General features: G+C 46.1%; 21 protein-coding genes and 6 pseudogenes. 20 read left to right on the top strand and 7 right to left on the bottom strand.

The annotated features are described in order from the left end of the window. Positions 1-133: 133 nt before the first annotated feature. The 6 genes and pseudogenes from rpmE to JCM10519_RS15540 all read left to right on the top strand — a co-directional run bounded on the left by rpmE (position 134) and on the right by JCM10519_RS15540 (position 4553). On the top strand, positions 134-343 hold the full coding sequence (gene rpmE / locus JCM10519_RS15560) for a 50S ribosomal protein L31 (RefSeq protein ID WP_013271164.1): 210 nt from the start codon (positions 134-136) through the stop codon (positions 341-343). 253 nt (positions 344-596) lie between these two features. Continuing rightward, positions 597-1542, top strand: a pseudogene (locus tag JCM10519_RS15555) (DUF1385 domain-containing protein). Then, the gene (locus tag JCM10519_RS15550) at positions 1539-2144 is read left to right on the top strand and encodes a HemK/PrmC family methyltransferase (protein WP_347844397.1); all 606 of its coding nucleotides are present in this window, start codon (positions 1539-1541) and stop codon (positions 2142-2144) included. The pseudogene JCM10519_RS15555 and the gene JCM10519_RS15550 overlap by 4 nt, the downstream one beginning before the upstream one ends. Positions 2145-2182: 38 nt before the next feature. Beyond that, positions 2183-2404 carry a hypothetical protein gene (locus tag JCM10519_RS30640; protein WP_347844396.1) on the top strand — a complete coding sequence of 74 codons (222 nt, stop codon included), beginning with the start codon at positions 2183-2185 and terminating at the stop codon, positions 2402-2404. A 48-nt stretch (positions 2405-2452) separates the two neighbouring features. Continuing rightward, the gene (gene prfA, locus JCM10519_RS15545) at positions 2453-3529 is read left to right on the top strand and encodes a peptide chain release factor 1 (protein ID WP_054740257.1); all 1077 of its coding nucleotides are present in this window, start codon (positions 2453-2455) and stop codon (positions 3527-3529) included. Between the two features lie 775 nt (positions 3530-4304). Then, positions 4305-4553 (top strand): hypothetical protein, encoded by a 249-nt coding sequence (locus tag JCM10519_RS15540; protein WP_054740255.1) that lies wholly within the window; start codon positions 4305-4307, stop codon positions 4551-4553. A 177-nt stretch (positions 4554-4730) separates the two neighbouring features. Here JCM10519_RS15540 and JCM10519_RS15535 read toward each other — a convergent pair. After that, positions 4731-6004: pseudogene (locus tag JCM10519_RS15535) on the bottom strand (L-serine ammonia-lyase, iron-sulfur-dependent, subunit alpha). Positions 6005-6173: 169 nt separating this feature from the next. On the opposite strand from JCM10519_RS15535, the gene JCM10519_RS15530 reads away from it, so the two are divergent. From JCM10519_RS15530 to JCM10519_RS30610, 8 genes and pseudogenes are all read left to right on the top strand, one after another. Then, positions 6174-7133, top strand: a complete 960-nt coding sequence (locus JCM10519_RS15530) for a LysR family transcriptional regulator (protein WP_347844395.1) — start codon at positions 6174-6176, stop codon at positions 7131-7133. A gap of 31 nt (positions 7134-7164) precedes the next feature. Continuing rightward, a complete protein-coding gene (locus JCM10519_RS30635; RefSeq protein ID WP_347844394.1) occupies positions 7165-7641 on the top strand; it encodes a Gfo/Idh/MocA family oxidoreductase in 477 nt (158 codons plus the stop codon). Continuing rightward, complete coding sequence (locus tag JCM10519_RS30630; RefSeq protein ID WP_347844393.1) at positions 7553-8146, top strand: hypothetical protein; 594 nt, start codon at positions 7553-7555, stop codon at positions 8144-8146. Before JCM10519_RS30635 ends, JCM10519_RS30630 begins: the two co-directional genes overlap by 89 nt. 14 nt (positions 8147-8160) lie before the next feature. Next, complete coding sequence (locus tag JCM10519_RS30625) at positions 8161-8514, top strand: hypothetical protein (RefSeq protein ID WP_347844392.1); 354 nt, start codon at positions 8161-8163, stop codon at positions 8512-8514. Beyond that, positions 8420-9481 carry an MATE family efflux transporter gene (locus JCM10519_RS15520; RefSeq protein WP_347844438.1) on the top strand — a complete coding sequence of 354 codons (1062 nt, stop codon included), beginning with the start codon at positions 8420-8422 and terminating at the stop codon, positions 9479-9481. Before JCM10519_RS30625 ends, JCM10519_RS15520 begins: the two co-directional genes overlap by 95 nt. 344 nt (positions 9482-9825) lie before the next feature. Continuing rightward, positions 9826-10518: a Clp protease N-terminal domain-containing protein gene (locus JCM10519_RS30620; protein WP_347844391.1), complete on the top strand. Its 693-nt coding sequence runs from the start codon at positions 9826-9828 to the stop codon at positions 10516-10518. Positions 10519-10544: 26 nt separating this feature from the next. Continuing rightward, positions 10545-11108 (top strand): annotated as a pseudogene (locus JCM10519_RS30615) (AAA family ATPase). Next, positions 11042-12412, top strand: coding sequence for an AAA family ATPase (locus tag JCM10519_RS30610; RefSeq protein WP_347844437.1), 1371 nt, complete (start codon positions 11042-11044; stop codon positions 12410-12412). The pseudogene JCM10519_RS30615 and the gene JCM10519_RS30610 overlap by 67 nt, the downstream one beginning before the upstream one ends. 76 nt (positions 12413-12488) lie before the next feature. On the opposite strand, the pseudogene JCM10519_RS15510 reads toward JCM10519_RS30610, so the two are convergent. The 6 genes and pseudogenes from JCM10519_RS15510 to JCM10519_RS15495 all read right to left on the bottom strand — a co-directional run bounded on the left by JCM10519_RS15510 (position 12489) and on the right by JCM10519_RS15495 (position 16660). Then, positions 12489-13493 (bottom strand): annotated as a pseudogene (locus JCM10519_RS15510) (asparaginase). A 76-nt stretch (positions 13494-13569) separates the two neighbouring features. Next, complete coding sequence (gene modD, locus JCM10519_RS30605) at positions 13570-15012, bottom strand: ModD protein (RefSeq protein WP_347844390.1); 1443 nt, start codon at positions 15010-15012, stop codon at positions 13570-13572. Then, positions 15005-15142, bottom strand: coding sequence for a hypothetical protein (locus JCM10519_RS30600; protein ID WP_347844389.1), 138 nt, complete (start codon positions 15140-15142; stop codon positions 15005-15007). The genes modD and JCM10519_RS30600 overlap by 8 nt, the downstream gene beginning before the upstream one ends. Next, on the bottom strand, positions 15139-15750 hold the full coding sequence (locus JCM10519_RS15500; protein WP_347844388.1) for an ABC transporter permease subunit: 612 nt from the start codon (positions 15748-15750) through the stop codon (positions 15139-15141). Before JCM10519_RS15500 ends, JCM10519_RS30600 begins: the two co-directional genes overlap by 4 nt. Before the next feature lie 33 nt (positions 15751-15783). Then, entirely contained in the window at positions 15784-15951 is a 168-nt protein-coding gene (locus JCM10519_RS30595) for a hypothetical protein (RefSeq protein ID WP_347844387.1), read from the bottom strand. A 67-nt stretch (positions 15952-16018) separates the two neighbouring features. After that, complete coding sequence (locus tag JCM10519_RS15495; protein ID WP_054740251.1) at positions 16019-16660, bottom strand: PhnD/SsuA/transferrin family substrate-binding protein; 642 nt, start codon at positions 16658-16660, stop codon at positions 16019-16021. Positions 16661-17184: 524 nt separating this feature from the next. Here JCM10519_RS15495 and JCM10519_RS15485 point away from each other — a divergent pair. From JCM10519_RS15485 to pheA, 6 genes and pseudogenes are all read left to right on the top strand, one after another. Next, positions 17185-17364 carry a DUF4250 family protein gene (locus JCM10519_RS15485; RefSeq protein ID WP_054740247.1) on the top strand — a complete coding sequence of 60 codons (180 nt, stop codon included), beginning with the start codon at positions 17185-17187 and terminating at the stop codon, positions 17362-17364. A 124-nt stretch (positions 17365-17488) separates the two neighbouring features. Continuing rightward, positions 17489-18998: pseudogene (cls, locus tag JCM10519_RS15480) on the top strand (cardiolipin synthase). Positions 18999-19051: 53 nt separating this feature from the next. Further along, positions 19052-19513: a hypothetical protein gene (locus tag JCM10519_RS15475; protein WP_347844386.1), complete on the top strand. Its 462-nt coding sequence runs from the start codon at positions 19052-19054 to the stop codon at positions 19511-19513. Between the two features lie 54 nt (positions 19514-19567). Then, positions 19568-19921 (top strand): 1-acyl-sn-glycerol-3-phosphate acyltransferase, encoded by a 354-nt coding sequence (locus JCM10519_RS30590; RefSeq protein WP_347844385.1) that lies wholly within the window; start codon positions 19568-19570, stop codon positions 19919-19921. Beyond that, positions 19878-20330 carry a lysophospholipid acyltransferase family protein gene (locus tag JCM10519_RS30585; protein ID WP_347844384.1) on the top strand — a complete coding sequence of 151 codons (453 nt, stop codon included), beginning with the start codon at positions 19878-19880 and terminating at the stop codon, positions 20328-20330. Before JCM10519_RS30590 ends, JCM10519_RS30585 begins: the two co-directional genes overlap by 44 nt. Before the next feature lie 37 nt (positions 20331-20367). Further along, a pseudogene (gene pheA / locus JCM10519_RS15465) lies at positions 20368-21503 on the top strand (prephenate dehydratase). Positions 21504-21740 lie beyond the last annotated feature (237 nt).

Below are 21740 nucleotides of genomic sequence, written 5' to 3'. Positions count from 1 at the left end.
AATACGGGTTTTTTATAGAAATAAATACTTGCATTAAAAAAATTTCTATGTTATACTATGTAAGCTGTTTATTAGACAAAGTCGGTTTACGGACTGCGATTTAATAGAAATCAAAGTATGTGAGGTGAAAATCATGAAAGAGGGAATCCATCCAAATTACTATCAGGCAAAAGTTGTTTGCAACTGTGGTAATGAATTCGTAACTGGTTCTACAAAGGAAGATATCCACGTAGAGGTTTGTTCTAAATGCCATTCATTCTACACCGGTCAGCAGAAGGCTGCTTCCGCTCGTGGACGTATTGATAAATTCAATCGTAAATATGGCGTTAAGGCTGAGGCATAATTTACTTATTGAAGGCAAGGGTTGTGCAGCCTGAATTTAGTAAATTATTTGTTCGATGAGCCGCCAGGTAAATCGGACTTCCTTCATGAATTCAGGAAATCAGCCGTTCTATGTGCTCATTGGACGCATGGAACTTCCTTATTATATCAGGGGCAAAGAAAAGGTTGAGTTTGGTGGAAACACTTTAGCTCAGCCTTTTTGGGATTTGAACAAGTGTAAAGCTTCCATTTTAAACAGAGAGGTGGTTTGGCGTATGAAGTATTCAGGAATCGGCGGACAGGCCGTGATTGAAGGCGTTATGATGAAAAACGGGGATGAGTATGCCACAGCAGTCCGCAAGCCGGACGGAACCATTGAAGTAAAAAAAAGATAATTATGTTAGCATGGGAGAAAAGGTGAAGCTTTTTTCCCTGCCTTTTATCAGAGGAATATTCAGCTTTGTTGATTCCATGGTGTTAGGTATGAGGGCTTTGACCTTTTCGGCCAGCTTTTTTGAGGACGATGAGGAGGATTTGGAGCCTTCCAGATTTGAAAAACTGTTGGAACGGCTGTTTGGAGAAAAGATGGAAAAGGCATTGATGAGCATGGTCATGGCATTTTCCGTGGTAATGGCTATTCTGATTTTCATGGTATTTCCCATGTTTCTCGCCAACATATTTAAAAATTATATTAAATCCCAGACGGTTATGGCCATTCTGGAAGGTGTGCTCCGTATCGGAATTTTTATTGCTTACATTGGTCTGGTTTCGCGCATGGAGGATATCCGGCGGACCTTTATGTATCATGGAGCAGAACATAAGTGCATCAACTGCCTGGAGCACGGCCTCCCGCTTACTGTGGATAATGTCAGAAGCAGTTCCAAGGAACATAAACGCTGCGGAACCAGCTTTCTGCTGATTGTTATGATCATCAGTATTCTGTTTTTCATGGTGGTGAGAGTGGAAACTCTGCCCCTTCGGGTTCTCAGCAGGATCGTACTGATTCCGGTGATCGCCGGAGTATCTTATGAATTTTTGCGCCTGGCAGGACGCAGTGATTCAAAGCTGGTGGATTTATTAAGCCGTCCTGGCATGTGGATGCAGGGGTTGACCACCAAGGAGCCGGACGATGATATGATCCAGGTGGGCATTGCTTCTGTTGAGGCTGTGTTTGACTGGAGAGCATTTCTTAACAAGAATTTTCCGGAGAAGAAAGCATGAGTCTGACATTACAGATTTTGTTGGAAGAAGGAGAGTTGAAGCTGTCAAAGGCAGGGGTGGAAGAGGCCTCTCTTGATTCCAGATACTTACTTTTTGAGGCGTTCCATACAGATATGGTGCATTTTCTTATAGACAGGAACAGGAGGCTTCCGGATGAGGACTTTTCTCTGGAGGCCGTTTCAGAATACCGGTCCATGATAGAGAAACGTTCAAAAAGAATCCCTCTCCAGCAGATTACAGGAAGCCGGGAGTTCATGGGGCTTGAGTTTTCGGTAAATGAACATGTGCTGATTCCAAGGCAGGATACGGAAACTCTGGTGGAACTGGTCTTAAAGGATTATAAGGGAAAGAAACCGGAAGTGCTGGATATGTGTACGGGAAGCGGCTGCATTGCCATCAGTCTGGCAAAGCTTGGCGGATTAGACCGTGTGACTGCCGTGGATATTTCCAGGGAAGCCCTTAAGGTGGCGGAAAAGAATGCAGGAAAGCTTTTGGGAGAGGGAAAGATCACACTGATAGAAAGCGATTTATTTGCTTCATTAGAGGATCAGAAGAAATTTGATGTGATCGTGTCAAATCCCCCTATATTCCAACAAAAATAATAGAAGGACTGCAGCCGGAAGTCCGGGATTTCGAACCCATGCTGGCCCTTGACGGGAAGGAAGACGGATTGTATTTTTACAGAAGGCTTGCTTTGGAAAGCCGCCATCATCTGGCCCATGGAGGAGCGGTTTATTTTGAAATCGGCTATGACCAGGGAGAGGCTGTAAACGATTTATTAAAGGACTCCGGCTTTGAAGAAATCCGGGTAGTCAAGGACGCGGCGGAGCTGGACCGCGTAATTTGTGCACGAAAGCAATGACACTGCAGACTTATGGCAGTCATTTCCCGGAAATTCAGGAGGTTATCAATGTTTGATAGATTAGATGATATTTTAATACATTATGAAGAATTGATGCAGGAGCTAAACAATCCTTCCGTAATAGAGGATCAGAACCGGTTTCGTAAGCTGATGAAGGAGCAGGCGGATCTGGCAGACCTAGTAGAGACTTATAGCCAGTATAAGAAAGCAAAGCAGACCGTGGAAGACAGCCTGGCTCTTCTGGAGGAAGAAAGCGACGAGGAGATGCGGGAGATGGCAAAAGAGGAATTATCCGATGCCAAGAAGCAGATCGAGGCGCTGGAGCAGGAGCTTAAGATCTTACTTTTACCTAAAGACCCTAATGACGATAAGAATATTATTCTGGAAATCCGCGCCGGAGCAGGCGGTGACGAAGCGGCCCTGTTTGCTTCCCAGCTTTACCGCATGTATGTCAATTACGCGGAAAGCAATCATTGGAAGGTAGAACTGATCAGCGTCAACGAAAGCGGAATCGGCGGTTTTAAAGAAGTGGTTGCCATGATTACAGGCAAGGGCGCTTATTCCAAGATGAAATATGAAAGCGGCGTTCACCGGGTACAGCGGGTGCCGGAGACAGAGAGCGGAGGAAGAATCCACACCTCCACAGCTACCGTGGCAGTTATGCCTGAGGCAGAAGAGTTTGATGTAGTGATCGAAGATAAGGATGTGAGAATCGACGTTATGCGTGCTTCCGGAAACGGCGGACAGTGTGTAAATACCACCGACTCAGCCGTTCGTCTGACCCATATGCCTACGGGAATCGTGATTTACAGCCAGACAGAAAAGTCACAGCTTCAGAATAAGGAAAAGGCCTTTCGGTTATTGCGTTCCAAGCTTTACGACCTGGAGCTGGAGAAAAGGCAGAATTCAGAGGCAGAGGAAAGAAGAAGCCAGATCGGTACGGGAGACCGTTCCGAAAAGATCCGGACCTATAATTTTCCTCAGGGCCGTGTAACGGATCACAGGATCAAGCTTACTCTTTATAAGATTGATTCCATTATGGATGGGGACATTCAGGAGCTTCTGGATTCCCTCATTGCAGCAGACCAGGCTGTGCGCTTAAGCAAGCTGAATGAAGAGGCGTAAAAATACCGGATTTGCGGTGCTTTTCAGCTCTGCAAAGGATTCCTAAAAAGAATATGGATACATGTTATCGCCCCATTCCATGCTGGAATGGGGCCTTTTTTTACTCAAATCTCTGCCTTTTTCCATTTTCCCATTGATATAAACTTATGATTGCTATAAAAAACAGCTTCCCATTTCCTGGATATACGTTGTCCACAAATATCCAGGAATTATACACGCAACATTCAAAAAAATATCGCCTGATACGCCGGAGGAACGGATACAATACCTGTTGGAATATTTGTTCAACAGCCCTTCCTATGAAACTTGAAAGTGCCCATGAAGATTTAAACAGAACAATTGCTTAAAGGAAATTCTTAAAAGAAGAGAATTACTCCTTAAACAAACCTCTTGAGTGGGAAATATATGGAGCTCCTTTTAAGATTGATAAAAAAAATATAGTTGATAAAGGTTAAGGGGGTACCGTGCAATGACATCAAGTATCATGATTTCATGTATGCAACAGGGCTCTACTGCAAGAACAGGAAATCAAAGAAGAAATTGAGGGTAAGTGACCTACCACTTACGAAAGCTGCATGATATGAGGAGCTAAATATATATTTAAATTTTGGAATTCAGCAAAATCACCTATTACACCGGTTTTGTGAAATGTGCTATAATATTACCATATAACGTGCAATTTGCTTCGCGGAACGTAAGTCCAGTTGGAGCAGGCTGTGCTTTTTTATTCTTTTGCGTTTGTGTAACTTATCCTGATATTTGGAGGGTGAATCATATGCTAAGGAGAAACCTGCATCAATATGCATGTTTGAATCAGACAGTACATTTCCAGTTAAAAGAAGGTATGTCTCAAGATATAGCGGTAAGGGCTGTAAAGGCAGAATATGAAGATTATAAGGAAAAAATTGACCGCAGTAAAACGGCTTACAAAATCATTAGTGAGCAAACACAGAATGATGGTTCCATTATTGTGAAGATCAAAAGACAGATTAACCAATACGATGTTGGAAATTATTTGGACTAACGGTGAGGTAAAAGGCACTTCTGCTTTTTAAAACTAAAAACTCAACTGGTTTATCATTTCACTAATTCCGGCGGGAAGCCCTGCTTGATATGCCCGGAATCTGCATTATAATGCAAACAAGGGGGTGTTGCTCTGGCAGATTATTCAATTTACTTTTGCAACAACCCCAGTCCTTTTTTATCCCCCTATCATGATCCGGATAATTTCTTCGTTGGTTTCCCTCATCCCTTCTTTTCCCAGTCTCCCAACGTTTCTAAGGGTGGCTTCCACTCCTTTGGTGACGATCCCGTCGCCGTCAAAGAACTGCTGGCCCTGCATGTACATATTGTAACCCAAAATGCCGGCTTCAATGGAAGAGGCGATCTTTGCGGCGCAGGAGGATTTTGCCCCATCGCATACAATCCCGGAAACAATGGCCAGGGCATTGACTATGGTATGGGTGACTTCCTCATAGCCGCCTCCGCAGAGATAGGCAATTCCAGCTCCGGCCCCTGCTCCTGCATTGACGGCACCGCAATAGGCGGACAATCTGCCGATGGGGGTTTTCTGGTGAATGGCGGCCAGATTGGATAGGGCCAAGGCACGGTACATTTTTCATCACTGACCTTTAATGCCCTTGCATATACGATGACAGGCACGGAAACGGTGATCCCCTGATTTCCGCTTCCGGAATTGATAACCACCGGCAGTTCGCAGCCGTTCATGCGGGCATCGGAAGCTGCCGCCGCCATTGCTTTTGCCTTAACGGACAGGTCATTTCCGGAATTATTAAGGAGTACCTTGCCGATATTGGCTCCATAGTTTTCCTTAAGCCCTTCTTCGGCAATGGCCCAGTTGTACCGGATCTGCCGGTCCAGGATATCACGGATGTGGTCGATGTCCACGGTATTGATAAAATCCCAGATATCCTCCATATTAAGCAAGTTCCGGTCAGTCAGAGGTTCCTCTTCTAAAGCAGTTTCCTTGTACTTTAGTATGGTTCCATCCTTTTCAATGAGAACGATGTTGGTATGGTAATTGGCAATGCGCACTCTGCTGAAGGAAGCACCCTTATAAAGGGTAACAAGGATGTCAAAATTAATCCCCTGGTCCAGGTGTTCTACCGTGATCTCCTTTTCCTTCATAAAATCTCTCATCTGTATCATCTGCTCCGGCGAGACCTCTGCAATGACCTCCAGCTCTCTTTCCGGATTCCCCGCCACAATCCCTGCCGCAACTGCCGCAGGAATGCCTTTTAAATGGCCTGTATTGGGAACGATCACGGATTTCACGTTCTTAATAATGCTTCCGCTGGCGCCCACCACCACTTTGTCAGGCATTTCCCCCAGTGTTTTTCTGGCAACTGCGGCTGCATAAGCCAGGGCCACCGGTTCGGTGCATCCCATGGCTGGAACCAGCTCTTCTTTTAATATCTGCACATAGGCACGGTATTTATTACTTGCCTTCTCCATATGAACATCAATTCCTTTCTGAAATTGTTATTAATTTTCCGAAAACAGCCTGTTAATAAGCATTGATTTCTCTTCGTTTATAATGTACCATATAAAAACATGGATGTAAAATTTAATGTTTTTAAGATAACGTTTAATATTTTTAAATTGGTTAAAGAAAGGAGTTTTAATGATGGAGCTTCGGGAAATAAAGACATTTTTAGAAGTAGCGAACAGGAAAAGCTTTTGTAGGGCGGCTGAGAAGCTGGGTTATTCCCAGGCCGCGGTCACCGTACAGATCAAGCAGCTGGAAAAGGAATTAAATGTCCATTTGTTTGACAGGATCGGGAAGCAGACGACCCTGACCCATGAGGGGGAAACTTTTTATGAATATGCGGCTGATGTGGTGAAGAACTTAAACCATGCAAAAAACATTTTATCCGTATCTTCGGAGCTTACGGGCAGGCTGGTGATCGGGACCATAGAATCCATCTGTTCCACCTTATTTCCGCCTCTCATACAGGAGTTCCACCGCCTTTATCCCCAGGTCAACGTAAGCATTGTGGTGGATTCCCCTGGGGCCCTTCTTACCATGATGAACCATAATACCATTGACCTGGTGTATTTCCTTGATAAACGCATGTATGATTCAAAATGGGTAAAGGTGATGGAAGAGCCTGAAGACATTATTTTTGCCGCTTCAAAGAACCATCCTTTTGGAATGGAGACAGGTCTTACCATTGATCAGGTCATTTCACAGCCAATGATCCTTACGGAAAAGGATGCCAGTTACCGGCTTATGCTGGAACAGTACTTGGCAGCTTACGGAAAAAAGGTTCATCCCTTTCTGGAAATCGGCAATACGGAATTCATCATCAAGCTTCTTCGCAGCAATGCGGGAATTTCTTTTCTGCCGGAGTTCACCATTTGCAGGGATATTGAGGAGGGAATTTTAACGCCTCTCAAAATGAAGGATTTTCACCTGCAGACCTGGAGACAGATGGTCTATCACAGGGATAAATGGATCAGCAGGGAGATGAAGGCATTTATTGAGCTGGTTCAAAAAAATGGAGCAGGAATGCAGAGGGACTGCCCCTTCCGACATTCCAAAAGAATAAATTGTACAGACTGTTTTGGTATGCTATACTGAACAGGAAAATAAATGTACGGAGGTTTGAGACATGGAAGCGTTAAAAATCGGAATCATGGGAACTGGCGGAATCGCCTCCATACTGGCAGATACAATGCTTCAGATGCCGCAGGCAGTTCTGATGGGAGCTGCCTCCAGAAGTCTGGAAAAAGCGGAAGAATTTGCGGCGCGTTTTTCCCTAGAAAGGGCTTATGGCTCTTATGAGGAACTTGCAAAGGACCCGGATATTCAGTTGATCTATATTGCCACACCTCATTCCGAACATTACAGCAATGCTAAGCTGTGCCTGGAGAATGGAAAGCATGTTCTCTGTGAAAAGGCCTTTGCCGCCAACTATGCCCAGGCGAAGGAGATGACCGGACTGGCAAAGGAAAAAAAGTCTCATGATAACGGAAGCCATGTGGGTGCGTTACATGCCCATGGCAAAGACCCTGAAAGAGGTTTTAAACTCAGGCATTATCGGAGAGCCTATGACCCTTACGGCAAATCTCTGTTATCTGATTGCTGACAAGCCCCGCCTTATGAAACCGGAGCTTGCAGGGGGAGCCCTTCTTGATGTTGGGGTGTACACACTTAATTTCGCTTCCATTGTCTTTGGCGATGAGATCACAGATATCCAGTCCAGCGTAATTAAAACAGACAGCGGGGTAGATGCCCAGAACAGCATTACCTTATGCTATCCGGGAGAAAAGATGGCAATCTTAAACAGTTCCCTGCGGGTGCTCTCTGACCGCTTGGGAATCATATACGGAACCAGGGGATACCTTGTAGTCGAGAATGTCAATAATTTTGAGTCCATCAAGGTTTATGATGCAAACAGGCAGCTGATTGAAACCCATATCAGGCCGGAACAGATATCCGGATATGAGTACCAGATTGAAGCCTGCGGGGAAGCCATCAGAAATGGCTGGACAGAGTGTCCCCAAATGCCCCATAAGACCATCCTGGACATTATGAAGGTCATGGATGAGTTAAGAAGACAGTGGGGAATCCGTTATCCGTTTGAGGCATAATAAGAGGAACATATATGTTTACTAGAAAAGATTTGATGAAGCTGCTTGCCCCTTTGATCGTGGAACAGATATTGATCGTTCTGGTAGGAATGGTGAATGTCGTGATGGCGGCGGCAGTGGGAGAGGCATCTGTTTCCGGAGTTTCCCTGGTGGAATCCATCAACATTCTGATTATTCAGATGCTGTCGGCATTGGCTACCGGAGGGGCAGTCATATCAGCAGTATCTTGGGAAAAAGCAGTCAGAGAATGCCTGCAAGGCAGCAGGACAGCTCATTGGAGTCACCACCGTACTTTCGGTTCTTATTACCCTTATTGCACTGGCAGGCAGAGGAAGCCTGTTAAAGGTTATTTTCGGCAATGTGGATGAGGCGGTCATGAGCGCTGCTGTGGTTTATTTCTGGATCACGGCCCTGTCCTATCCCTTTGTTGCAGTCTATAATTCCTGTGCGGCCTTATTCCGCTCCATGGGAAACTCCAAAGCTTCCATGGCAGTTTCCCTGGTGATAAATACCGTGAATGTTGTGGGAAATGCAATCTGCGTATACGGTCTTCATATGGGGGTGGCCGGCCTTGCCTGGCCCACCCTGTTCAGCCGGATCGCTGCCGCGGTGCTGATGCTCTTCATGATTCAAAATCCCGGCAATGTTGTGAGAATCAACCGTCTGGAAGAGCTTAAGCCCAACCTTCCGATGATTAAGAATATACTGTCCATCGGCATTCCAAACGGATTGGAAAACGGCATGTTCCAGTTTGGAAAGCTTGCTTTGCAAAGCCTTGTTTCTTCCCTGGGCACGGCGGCCATCGCAAGCTTTGCAGTGGCTTCCAATCTGGTGACCCTGCTGTATCTGCCCGGCAACGCCATAGGCCTTGGCCTGATCACCATTGTCGGGCAATGTGTGGGAGCAGGAAAGAAAGAAGAGGCAAAGCGGTATACCAGGCTTTTGGTTGGGGCTAATTATGGAATCCTTCTTTTGCTGTGTACGATTATGGCCGTATTTTCAGACCAGCTTGCTTCTGTCTACAACCTTTCGGGGGAGGCGGCAGAAATATCCGCCCGGATGGTGGTGGTCCACAGCTATGCCATGATCGTATGGCCTCTGGCCTTTACCGTACCTTATGCCCTGAGAGCCTCCATGGATGCCAAATTTACCATGGTAGTGTCCATATTCTCCATGTGGCTGTTCCGGATCGCCTTTGCTTATTTCTTTGTCCGTGTGATGAATACAGGCGTAATGGGCGTATGGTATGGAATGTTTATTGACTGGATTTTCCGTGCTGTTTTATTTGGCTGGAGATTTCGGGGAATAGAAAAAAGAGCAGTGTCTGTTTCTTAAGCAGCACTGCTCTTTTTTGCTGGCAATGAGCCGGATGAATATGCCTGCATATTCATTCAGCGAACTACCTGATTTCATTCATGCGCCCGTTTGTATCCACATAAGAGCCATCAACAACCCGGCTTACAGCCATAAGTCCGAGTAGGCCATAGGAATTTGGGTTAAAATAATACCAGAGGAAACAGGGAAACACAATGCAGGGAAGAAAACTGTAAGATTTTTGTTTGAAAATTTGTTGGACTTCGGAGAAAAATATCTTGACACACGAAAAACTATTTGTTATATTACATATAGAACAAGTGAAGCAATATTTTTACATATTCGGAGAAAAAGGAGGAGCTATTATGAACATCAATAAATTTACGCAAAAATCTGTGGAAGCCGTCCAGAATTGCGAAAAACTTGCATATGAGTATGGAAACCAGCAAATAGAACAGGAACACATGCTGTACAGTCTTCTCACTATAGAAGACAGCCTGATTTTGAAACTCATTACCAAGATGAATATACAAAAAGAGCAGTTTTTAAATGAAACAGCTCAGGCAATTGAAAAACTTCCCAAGGTCAGGGGAGGGCAGCTTTATATCAGCAATGAATTAAATAAGGTCTTAATAAGCGCCGAGGATGAGGCAAAGGTCATGGGCGATGAATACGTTTCCGTAGAGCATCTGTTTTTAGCCATGTTAAAGCAGCCATCTAAGGCAGTAAAGGAACTGTTCCGGAGCTATGGCATAACCAAGGAAAGCTTTTTACAGGCCCTTTCCACGGTAAGAGGAAACCAGCGGGTTGTCAATGACAACCCGGAGGCCACCTATGATACCCTTACCAAATACGGCTATGATATGGTGGAGCGGGCCAGGGACCAGAAGCTGGACCCGGTGATCGGACGGGACAGCGAGATCCGGAATGTGGTGCGGATCCTTTCCAGAAAGACGAAGAACAATCCGGTCCTGATCGGTGAGCCTGGAGTTGGTAAGACTGCCGTAGTAGAAGGCCTGGCCCAAAGGATTGTACGGGTGATGTGCCCGATGGATTAAAGGATAAAAAACTGTTTGCCCTTGATATGGGAGCGCTGGTGGCAGGCGCCAAGTACCGGGGAGAATTTGAGGAACGTTTAAAGGCAGTTCTTGATGAAGTGAAGAAGAGCGACGGCCAGATCATTCTGTTTATTGACGAGCTTCATACCATTGTAGGCGCAGGCAAGACAGAAGGTTCCATGGATGCGGGCAATATGTTAAAGCCCATGCTTGCAAGAGGCGAGCTTCACTGCATCGGTGCTACCACACTAGATGAATACCGCCAGTATATTGAAAAGGATCAGGCCCTGGAACGGCGGTTCCAGCCGGTAATGGTCGACGAACCTACGGTGGAGGATACCATTTCCATATTAAGGGGACTGAAAGAGCGGTATGAGGTCTACCATGGAGTAAAGATCACGGACTCTGCCTGGTGTCGGCGGCGACTTTGTCTGCCCGCTATATCAGCGAGCGTTTTCTGCCGGATAAGGCCATTGATTTAGTGGATGAAGCCTGTGCAATGATAAAGACAGAACTGGATTCCATGCCGGCAGAGCTTGATGAGCTTTCAAGGCGTATTATGCAGATGGAGATTGAAGAGGCTGCCTTAAAGAAGGAAACCGACCGTTTAAGCCAGGACCGTCTTGCAGAGCTTCAGAAGGAACTGGCAGAGCTTCATGACGAGTTTGCTTCCCAGAAGGCCCAGTGGGAAAATGAAAAGGCATCCGTAGAACGGTTATCCGCCCTGCGGGAAGAAATTGAAAATATGAACCGGGAGATCCAGGCAGCACAGCAAAAATACGATTTAAACCGTGCGGCTGAGCTGCAATACGGAAAGCTTCCCCAGCTTCAAAAGGAACTGGAAGAAGAGGAAGAGCGGGTAAGGAACCAGGATTTGAGCCTGGTTCATGAGAGCGTGACAGAAGAGGAAATTTCCAGAATCGTATCCAAGTGGACCGGAATTCCCGTAGCCAGACTGACGGAAGGGGAAAGAAATAAGACTCTTCACCTTGATACGGAGCTTCATAAGAGGGTCATCGGCCAGGATGAGGCAGTATTAAAGGTTACAGAGGCGATCATCCGTTCCAAGGCAGGGATCAAGGACCCTACAAAGCCCATTGGCTCCTTTCTGTTCTTAGGACCTACTGGCGTGGGAAAGACCGAGCTTGCCAAGGCTTTAGCAGAAAGCCTGTTTGACGATGAAAATAACATTGTCAGAATTGATATGAGCGAATACATGGAAAAGCATTCCGTATCCAGGCTGATCGGAGCCCCTCCAGGATATGTGGGATATGATGAGGGCGGCCAGCTTACAGAGGCAGTCAGGAGAAAGCCCTATTCCGTGGTGCTCTTTGATGAGGTGGAAAAAGCCCATCCCGATGTATTTAATGTACTGCTTCAGGTCCTTGACGATGGACGGATCACAGATTCTTCCGGAAAAACCGTTGACTTTAAAAACACCATCATCATTATGACCTCCAATATCGGCTCCCAGTATTTACTGACGGGCATTGATGAGGCCGGAAGGATCAGGGAAGACGCGGAAGCAATGGTAATGAACGATTTAAGAAACCATTTCCGACCGGAATTTTTAAACCGTCTTGATGAAATAATCCTGTTCAAGCCTCTTGAAAAGGAAAATATTGCAGGAATCATTGATCTGCTTCTTGCGGACTTAAATAAACGGATTGGAAATCAGGAATTAAAGCTGGAACTGACTGACCAGGCAAAAGAGTTTGTGGTGGAACAGGGCTATGATCCGGTATACGGGGCCCGTCCGCTGAAACGTTACCTGCAAAAGCACGTGGAAACCTTGGCGGCCAGGATCATCCTTGGGGATGAGGTCCGGCCAGGTAATGTGATTGTGATCGATGTGTCGGAAGATGGCCAGAAACTGATTGCCTATCTGGAATAAAAGGTAAGACATAATACACATGTATTAAGAAGGCGCTGCAAAGATGATCGCTCATCTGATTTGCGGCGCCGTATTTTTATGCCTGCCAGAGAATATCTCTGTTAATGGTTCGGTAAAACAAATCCCGGATCTCTTTTTTTGTCGCTGCTCTGTCCCAGGATCCACATGAGCTTTGTCACAGTGGCTTCCAGGTCATGTCATAGGCCTCTAAAAGCCCCAGCTCTTTTTTTATGGAATGTCCTACTTCGTACACGGACATGTCGCTGCCTTCATTGGTCACCTGTGTAGCCATGACCACGGTTTTTCCAAGGGAGATCCATTTTTTAACAGCCTTATAAAAATCACCTGTATCATAGGAGGGAAGACCGCCCACGCCAAAGGATTCTATGATCACCGCATCATAATGCCCTGCCATAAAATCCAGAACATCGGATCCCATGGAAGGAATCAGCTTCATTAATGCCACATGAGGATTCAGCTTATGAAAAAACTGTACCTGCCTGGGGCAGGAAGCCTTATCATCTACGTAAAACAGCACATGTCCATCCTGAATGGCGGCAATATAAGGAAAGTTGATGCTGGAGAAGGCATTGTAGCTCTTGGTACGCTCTTTTTTTCCTCTGGTGCCTGCAATGACCTTGCCGTCAAATGCAATGGTAACACCATGGGCCTTAGACTCGCTGGCAAACCGGAGGCTGTCTGATAAATTGGTGCGGGCATCGGTATTCTCCATGTCAATGGGCCTTTGTGCGCCGGTGATGACAATAGGTTTTTCTGAATTCTGGACCAGGTAGGAAAGGGCAGAGGCCGTATAAGCCATGGTATCCGTACCGTGGCAGATGACAAAGCCATCGTACTCCTTATAATGGGTTTCAATAGCCTTTGCCATGGTAAGCCAGTGGCCTGGCTGCATATTTGTACTGTCTATGTTGAGTATCTGCAGGCTGTCTGCCTGACAGAATTCTGACGCTTCCGGAACATAGGAAAGGATTTCGTCAGTGGTGAGGAGAGGCTTTAGGCCACTGTCGCTCCGCTTGCAGGCTATGGTGCCCCCTGTTCCAAGCATAAGTATTTTTTTCATGTACAGGATACCTCCTAAAGGATTTCAATATCTGATTGTAACACTGATTTCCTCATTCGTACAGGGGGACTTTTGTTTAACAATCCCTTATGCTGATTTTGACGCCGATATCCAGGGGGGAAGTGGTATAAAGGCTTGTGGTGACGATGCCGTCAACTCCGGTATTTGCGTATTCAATCGCATTTCCAGGATGAATCCCACCTGCAGCCAGCAGTATGGATTGGGGATAATGCTGTTTGATCGATGCGGCGGCATGGTTTATGTCTTTTGGGCTCATTTTATCAAACTGTATCCCGTCAGCTCCAAGGGAAAGGAATTCTCCTGCTGATTCGGGATCATTGGTTTCGATGAGGATTTTTTTCTCAGGGCATTGTTTTTTCATGTCTGGGAGCATTTTTTTCAGTTCTTCATATCCGCCGAGCATGGAAACGTGCTGTTCAAAGATGAGCACTGTTTCAGAAAGTCCCAGACGGTGAGGTATGGCGCCGCCAGAAAGGATGGCGTGAATGCTCAGCTTTTTAGCGCCTGGAAAGCTCTTGCGTGTGGTCAGGACCATCATGTTTTTATTTACGCTTTGGACCGCATCCACCATGTTCCGGGTTTTCGTAGCGATTCCGCTGCAGTGATCCAGTACATTTTGGGCAGCCTTCCAAACGGTATGAAGCTGTCTGGCAGAGCCTGAGCCTGATATCAGCACACATCCGGCTTCCATCCTTTCTCCTGAGGCAATGATTTCCTCTGTCCGGATGTCCAGCCGGCGGAACATTTGCTCCACCACCTCCGTACCGCACACCACCCCCCTTTCCCGGGTAAAATAGGTAATAGTGCCCGGCCGTTCTGCAAGGCCCAGAAGGTGGCTGGTCAGGTCCATATATGGCACATCTTCCTCGATGAAATGATCAATTTCCGCACAGGTAAAAAACATAGGATTCTCCTTTTCAATAGGATTTTGGAAGCATCTGCAAGTCCAAAAATGATGGGATACAGGTTTAACAAGGGCAACTTCGTGTGAAAACAGCAGGACCGGCATGGTTTTTCCATGGTCAAGCAAAAGCTCAAGTACATAGCTTTTTAATGCTGCATCCAAGCCTGCAAAGGGTTCATCCAGAATTAAAATATTCCCTTCGTAAGCCAGTGCACGGGCCAGAGCCACCCGGCGTTTCATTCCGCTGGATAATTGGCCTGGATAGGCATCTTCCCATCCGGCCAGCTTTAGATGATGGAGCATTTCCTGGCTTTTAGCTTTGTCCTTTGCCGCATATTCCACGTTTTCAAGGCATGTCAGAGTGGGAATCAAACGGTTTTCCGGGAAGACCGGGGAAATGCGGATCCCCTCCTTATACAGGATCTCTCCTGAATCAGGTCTCTCCAATCCCATGATCAGGCGGGCAAGTGTGGTCTTTCCGCGGCCGGATGGGCCCGTCACAGTATATAGCCCGGTTTCCCCCACAATATAATCAAAATCTTTCAATACTATTGTTTTTCCAAAAGCTTTGGATATTTTTTTGCATTCAATCATAGGAGCTTATTCCTTCTGTATGTAACGGCGGAAAGTGCCGGTTCAGCCACAGCCGGATTCCGCCGGCAGCCAGTTTTTCAGTAACAATGCTGAGCAGGATCACCACCAGGGTCCAGCTAAATAAGTTCAATGTATCAAGATAAACCTTTGCATCAGCATGTTGCGGCCGATGGTCAGCATGGGGGAAGACATGACCTCAGCGGTTATGGCTGATTTCCAGGCATAGCCAAATCCGGTTTGAAACGCAGCCAGGAAATAGGGAATGGAGCTGGGAAGGTAAATGCGGCGCAGCTGGGATAAAAAGGGGACTTGAAACATCCGGGACATTTCAAGTAAATTACTGTCCACCGCAAGGAGTGCTTCTGTCATGTTTCCCCATACAAGCGGCATGACCATTAAAAATGATACCAGAATGGGCAGGTTTTTCGATTTCATAAATACCAGGGCTAAAATAATGAAGGAAGCCACCGGTGTTGCCTTCATCACTGAGATGAAAGGAGGAATAAGAATCCGTGCCACAGGTATGGCATAGGTAAATACAGCCAGTGCGATGCCAATTAGCATCGCACTGGAAAAGCCTGCAACTATGTTGCGCAGCGTATGAATTACAGTAATATAAAAGTCTCTGGTCTTCATCATATCCAACAGGTTGGATATGACGTGAGCCGGTGCGGCCACAAGCACGGCTTGTCCGACAGCTATGTAGAGAAGCTGCCACATCCCCAGCCAGAATAACAAAACGGCAATTTGCCGAAACAGGCCTTTCATAGGCTATGGAAGGTAGTAGAAGTCTTCCGCCGGAAGAACTCCGCCTACAGATTTTGGATTAGCTTCAAATAAAACTTCAAAGAAAGGCTCCAGGCCATCCTTCATTTCCTGGCCAACAATGTATACCTGATGGGATTCTGGTATGGCTTTCATGGCTATGGGCTTTTTCAATACTCCAAATTTTTCGCATAATTCAGATGTTTTTTCCAGATCAGAATGAACGGCCTTACAGGAAGACTCATAATCTGTCAGAAAGTTTTTTTAAAACCTCAGGCCGTTTTTCAATAAGATCACGCCGGACTACAACACAGCCCTGGGAGATAAGGGCTTTGGTACCCAGCTTGTTCCATTCATCTGTCAAATCCAGTATCACATGGGCATTTTGATTGTTGGCGGCCACCTGTGCTGCGGAAGGCATGGGGATGGTGGCGATTTCAATATTGCCTGCCGACATCTGGGCAGATACCTCTTCATGCCCTGGTTTGTATTCAACGGTCACATCCACACCCGGTTCAATTCCGTTCTGACGCAGCACGTAATCAAAGGTGTATTCCGGAATGGAACCTTGTCCGCTTCCATATACTGTTTTGCCTTTTAAATCATCAAGAATTTTGATGGAGTCATCGGTGCTCATCAGCTTTGTGACGCCCAGGGTGTTGACAGCCACGATCACCACCTTCCCCTCAGACTTGTTGTAAAGGGTAGCAGCCATATTGGTAGGGACTGCTGCAATATCAGCCTCCCCTGACAACAGCTTGGCGCTGGCCTCGTCAGGAGCAGTGGCAAGGGTCCAGTTATACTGGTTAAGAGAGGTGCCGGCTTCGTCAGCTTCCAGCAGGTTGACGGCACCAATACTTAGAAATCCGCCTACCAGAATCATGTTTGCCTCAGCTTCACTTACAGCGGCAGAGGTCTGAACCGGAGTCTTTCCGCTGCAGGCAGTAAGGCTGAACAGTAGTAGAAATGCAGTTGCGAGAGACGTTAACTTTTTTTAACATAATAATCTTTTTCCTTCCCGATATATTTTTATAATTATATCCGATGAAGGTATTATATCGTTTGCTTCCAAGGCTTGTCAAGATTTTTGGAGCGTAAACAGGCAGGGCCGGTCTTAAGGCCAGAAGAATGCCCCGGAAGTTTTTTTCATGAAATTCCGGGACTCCTGTTCTGAAAGATTCACAACTGGGAAAAATTATGATAGAATATTCACGTAAGCAATGAGCAGTGCGAAACAGGACAGGGGAAGATTTTCGTTGTGCCTGCACATAAGAAAATCTTGTCATGGACTGTTTCATAGGGCGAATGCCCGTAAGCTGATAAAACCGCAGGTTTTATCAGCTTACACTGCGGACTCACGGATTTATATGATAGTATGCAATAATAATAGCATAACAGGAGGAAAAAATGTTTAACATACCTAAAGATCCAGTAATGCTGCTAAGCTATGTCAATACTCAGTTAAGAGATTATTATCCTTCTCTGGAGGAATGCTGCCATAGTCTTGGGATCCGGGAAGAGGACCTGACCCTTTCTCTGGCCGCGATTGATTATCATTACAACAGGGAGAGAAATCAGTTTGTATAAAAAGGGTCATCGCATCGGCGGTGGCCCTTCCTGCAATCGGATACCCTGCAAGGGCTGCTTGAACCTGCTTCATTGCCTGCAGGAATAAAGCGGATAATGACCGCTTAGACAGGAGGGATTTATTATGGAAACAGTTTTTTTACAGACAGTTGAAATCTGGAACTGGCTGATCGATCATCTGATTTATATCAACCTGATTCTTTCAATTATCATCGTGTTTTTCCAGCGTCGTGATCCCAAAGCGGTCTGGACCTGGCTCCTGGCCTTGTATTTTGTTCCCGTATTCGGCATTCTTGTTTATCTGCTTTTGGGCCAGGATATGCGAAAGGGCAAGCTTTTCCGGATTAAGGAAGTGGAAGACCGGGTGCGTTACTCCGCAAAAAACCAGGAGGAATTTTTAAAAAGCCATGACATCAGCCTGGTATCCTCTTTGTCCCGTGATTATGAGGATCTGGTGGTGTACAATTTAGAAACCTCCGGATCAGTGCTGACCGTTGACAACACTGCCCAGATATTTACTGACGGCGAGGAAAAATTCAAAGATTTAAGAATGGAGCTTTCCAATGCGGCCCATTTCATTCATATGCAGTATTACATCATTAAGGATGATGAAGTGTTTGATTCCATGGTCCCCATCCTCATCGAGCGGGCCAGAGCAGGGGTCGAGGTGCGCATTCTCTGCGACGGCATGGGAGGGCGTTTCATGCCAAAGAGTAAATGGAACCGGCTAAAGGAAAACGGGGTAAAGGTTGGAATCTTTTTTCCTCCCATACTTGGCAGGCTCCAGCTTCGGGTAAACTACAGAAACCACAGAAAGATCGTGGTCATTGACAACAGGGTCGGGTATGTAGGGGCTTTAACATTGGCCGGGAATACATTTCCAAGGATACCAGGTTTGGTTATTGGAGAGATACCCATTTAAAGCTGCAGGGAGGCTCCGTGCTAAGCCTTCAGATCCGTTTTGCACTGGACTGGAATTATGCCACAGGAGAAAACCTGTTTAGAAATATGAAATATTTTTGTGAAGATGAGGACGGAAAATGCCTGGAATTACTGGGCGTGGTTGACATGAATAATGAGGAAAAATATCTTGGAATCCAGATCATTGCAAGCGGCCCGGATGCAAGGAGCCGTCAGATCCGGGATAATTATATCCGCTTATTTTCAAAGGCCAGGGATCATATTTACATCCAGACACCCTATTTTGTACCTGATGATGCCGTGCTTTCCACTTTGCAGATGGCTGCCCGTTCCGGTGTGGATGTAAGGCTCATGATCCATGTAAGCCGGATCACCCTTTTGTTTACTGGGCTTCCTATTCCTATGTGGGAGATTTAATATCTGCCGGAGCCAGATGCTATACCTATGAAAACGGGTTTCTCCATTCCAAGGGGGTCATGACTGACGGAAAGGTAAGCTCTTACGGCACTGCCAATATGGATATCAGAAGCTTTGAGCTTAATTTTGAAGTAAATGCAGTAATTTACGATGAGGAGACAACCCGCAGGCTGGAAGCTCTGTTCCTGGAGGATCTAAAGGTGTGCAAAGAGATCACAAGAGAAGTGTATGAGGAGAGAAGCCTTTTCATCCGGATCAAGGAACAGGGAAGCAGGTTGTTGTCCCCTCTTTTATAGAATTCTTTTACAGAAGAACATAATAAGTCCATAACCGGCGCATAATGGAGAATATGAAGACACTATCACAATTAAACTTAAAACAGCTGCCACTTGATTTCTGCAAATGCGGGGTGACAGGCTGGTGCCTGGAGGTTATCTTTACCTCCACGGAATCCATTTTGCGCCATGATTGGCGGCTTATGGGGCAGACTTCTCTTTTAATGTTTCCCATCTATGGATGCGGAGCGCTTTTAGGCCCCATTGGAGATCTCATTGACCGGTGGGTGAATCCCGGTTCAGGATTTGCGGCAAAGAAAGCGGAACTGGCCATCCGCCATGGATTTCTTTACATGGTTCTAATTTTTGTGGCGGAATATTTTGCCGGTACTCTTTTGCGTGGCGGAGGGATATGCCCGTGGGATTATACGGGACGAAACACCAACATTGACGGGCTGATCCGTCTGGACTTTGCGCCTCTGTGGTTTGCCACAGGACTGTTGTTTGAACAAATTACAAAAAAGAAAGGCAGGTAGTATTGTAATTAAAGTCGCCATTTTATATAATAGATGAAATGGAGGGCTAGACCAATGATACGTTTTATTCTTGTAGCAGCAACAGTCATTTTATTTTTGATTTTAAGCATTCCGGTTATGGCCTTTTTGTGTCTGACCGGTAAAGAGGACCGCCGCCGGCGGGATATACAGAGCCTGGCGGCGGTTCAATGGATCTTCCGGATCCTCCTTAAAATGGCCGGCGTGAAAATCACGGTTAAAGGAAAGGAGAATATTCCGGCAGACCAGGCCGTTTTGTATGTGGGAAATCACAGAAGCTATTTTGATATTCTTGTAGGTTATGTGACGGTTCCGGACCTCATGGGATTTGTGGCAAAAAAAGGAGATGGAGAAGATCCCCCTCCTTTCCACCTGGATGAAGTTGGTTAATTGCCTGTTTCTAGACAGGAAGAATTTAAAGGAAGGCTTAAAAACCATTCTCACAGGAATTGATCAGGTAAAAAGAGGCGTTTCCGTCTGGATTTTCCCGGAAGGTACCAGAAACCGGGAGGAAAATCCACTGGACCTGCTTCCATTTAAGGAAGGAAGTCTTAAAATTGCGGAAAAAAGCGGCTGTCCGGTAGTGCCGGTTGCAATATCCGGAACTGCAGAAGTGTTTGAACGGCAATTTCCCCGCATCCGTTCCTCCCAGGTGACCATTGAATTTGGCAGCCCCTTTTATACAAAGGAGCTGGAACCGGAGTTTCGGAAATTCCCCGGAGCCTATGTAGAAAATCAGATAAAGACCATGCTGGAAGCGGAGCTTAAAAGCCAGGGAAAGCTTACAGACAGAGCTTAAGCACACAGACAGATAAGACAAAGGGATGATAATACTCATGAAGACATTGGATTTACAGGAGATCAGAAAACAGCTTGACGGGATTGACCGTGAGATTGTATCGTTATTTGAAAAGCGGCTGGAGCTTAGCGGCCAGGTGGCGGAATATAAGATTGAAACAGGGAAGCAGGTTTATGACAGGGAAAGGGAACAGCAGAAGATCCAGGCCATGACCGGTATGGTGGAGGATGAATTCCATAAACAGGCGGTAATGGAGCTGTTCACCCAGATGATGACCATTAGCCGCCATTTACAGTACAAGCTTATGGCGGAGCACGGATTGAAAACGGAAAATGATTTCCGTCCGGTAAAGGACTTCCTGTAAAGCAGGTTCGGGTGGTGTATCAGGGAGTGGAAGGCGCTTACAGCCACGAGGCGGCCTTAAAATATTTTGGAGCCGATGCCGATGCCCGCCATGTAGACTCCTGGGAGGATGCCATGAAAGAGGTGGAGGCAGGAACTGCGGATTACGCGGTGCTGCCTATTGAGAATTCCTCGGCAGGTGCTGTCACTCATAATTATGACCTGCTCATAAAATATCACAATTATATTGTGGCAGAAACCTTTCTTCCCGTAGACCATGCGCTGCTTGGGCTTTCGGAGGCAAAGGAGGAGGACATCCAGACGGTATTTTCCCATCCCCAGGCTCTTATGCAGTGCTCTGAATTTTTAAATGCCAACAGGGGCTGGAAGCAGATCAGTGTGGAAAATACTGCAGTGGCGGCTAAAAAGGTTCTTGAGGATGGAGATCCATCCCAGGCGGCAGTTGCCAGCGAGACCGCTGGGAAGCTTTATGGACTGAAGGTTTTAAAATCTTCTGTCAACCACAATAAAAACAACACGACCCGGTTCATCATCCTGTCAAGGGAGCCGGTATACCGGGAAAATGCGGACAAGATAAGCATAAGCTTTGAACTGCCCCATAAGAGCGGTTCTCTTTATAATATGCTGGGCAATTTTATCTATAACGGGGTCAACATGATGATGATTGAGTCAAGGCCCATCCTGGGAAGAAACTGGGAATATCGGTTTTTCATAGATATTGAGGGGAATTTAAGCGATGCTTCCATTCAGAATGCCTTAAAGGGAATATCCGAAGAGGGGAGCAACATGAGGATTTTGGGAAATTATTAACGTGTCTGTTTTATCTTTGGCAAAAGACCGGATACTTTAGAAGAATGCGATGAAATGATGGATTATGAGGTTCTTTGAAGTTTCGCAGAATGTTCAGTAACTACTTTTTTGATGATGTCAATATCTGTCTGCATGGTTTCCATTTGTTCAATACCACTTGTGTATCTGCGATGGGTGGAATATAGCAGGCATACTACGTACAATAATAGTCAGGAAGAGAAGAGGGAATATCAATAT

The sequence above is a fragment of the Clostridium sp. NkU-1 genome (assembly GCA_001312405.1).
The sequence above is the reverse complement of the archived record's forward strand: the minus strand, read 5'-3'. Positions and strand labels throughout refer to the sequence as shown.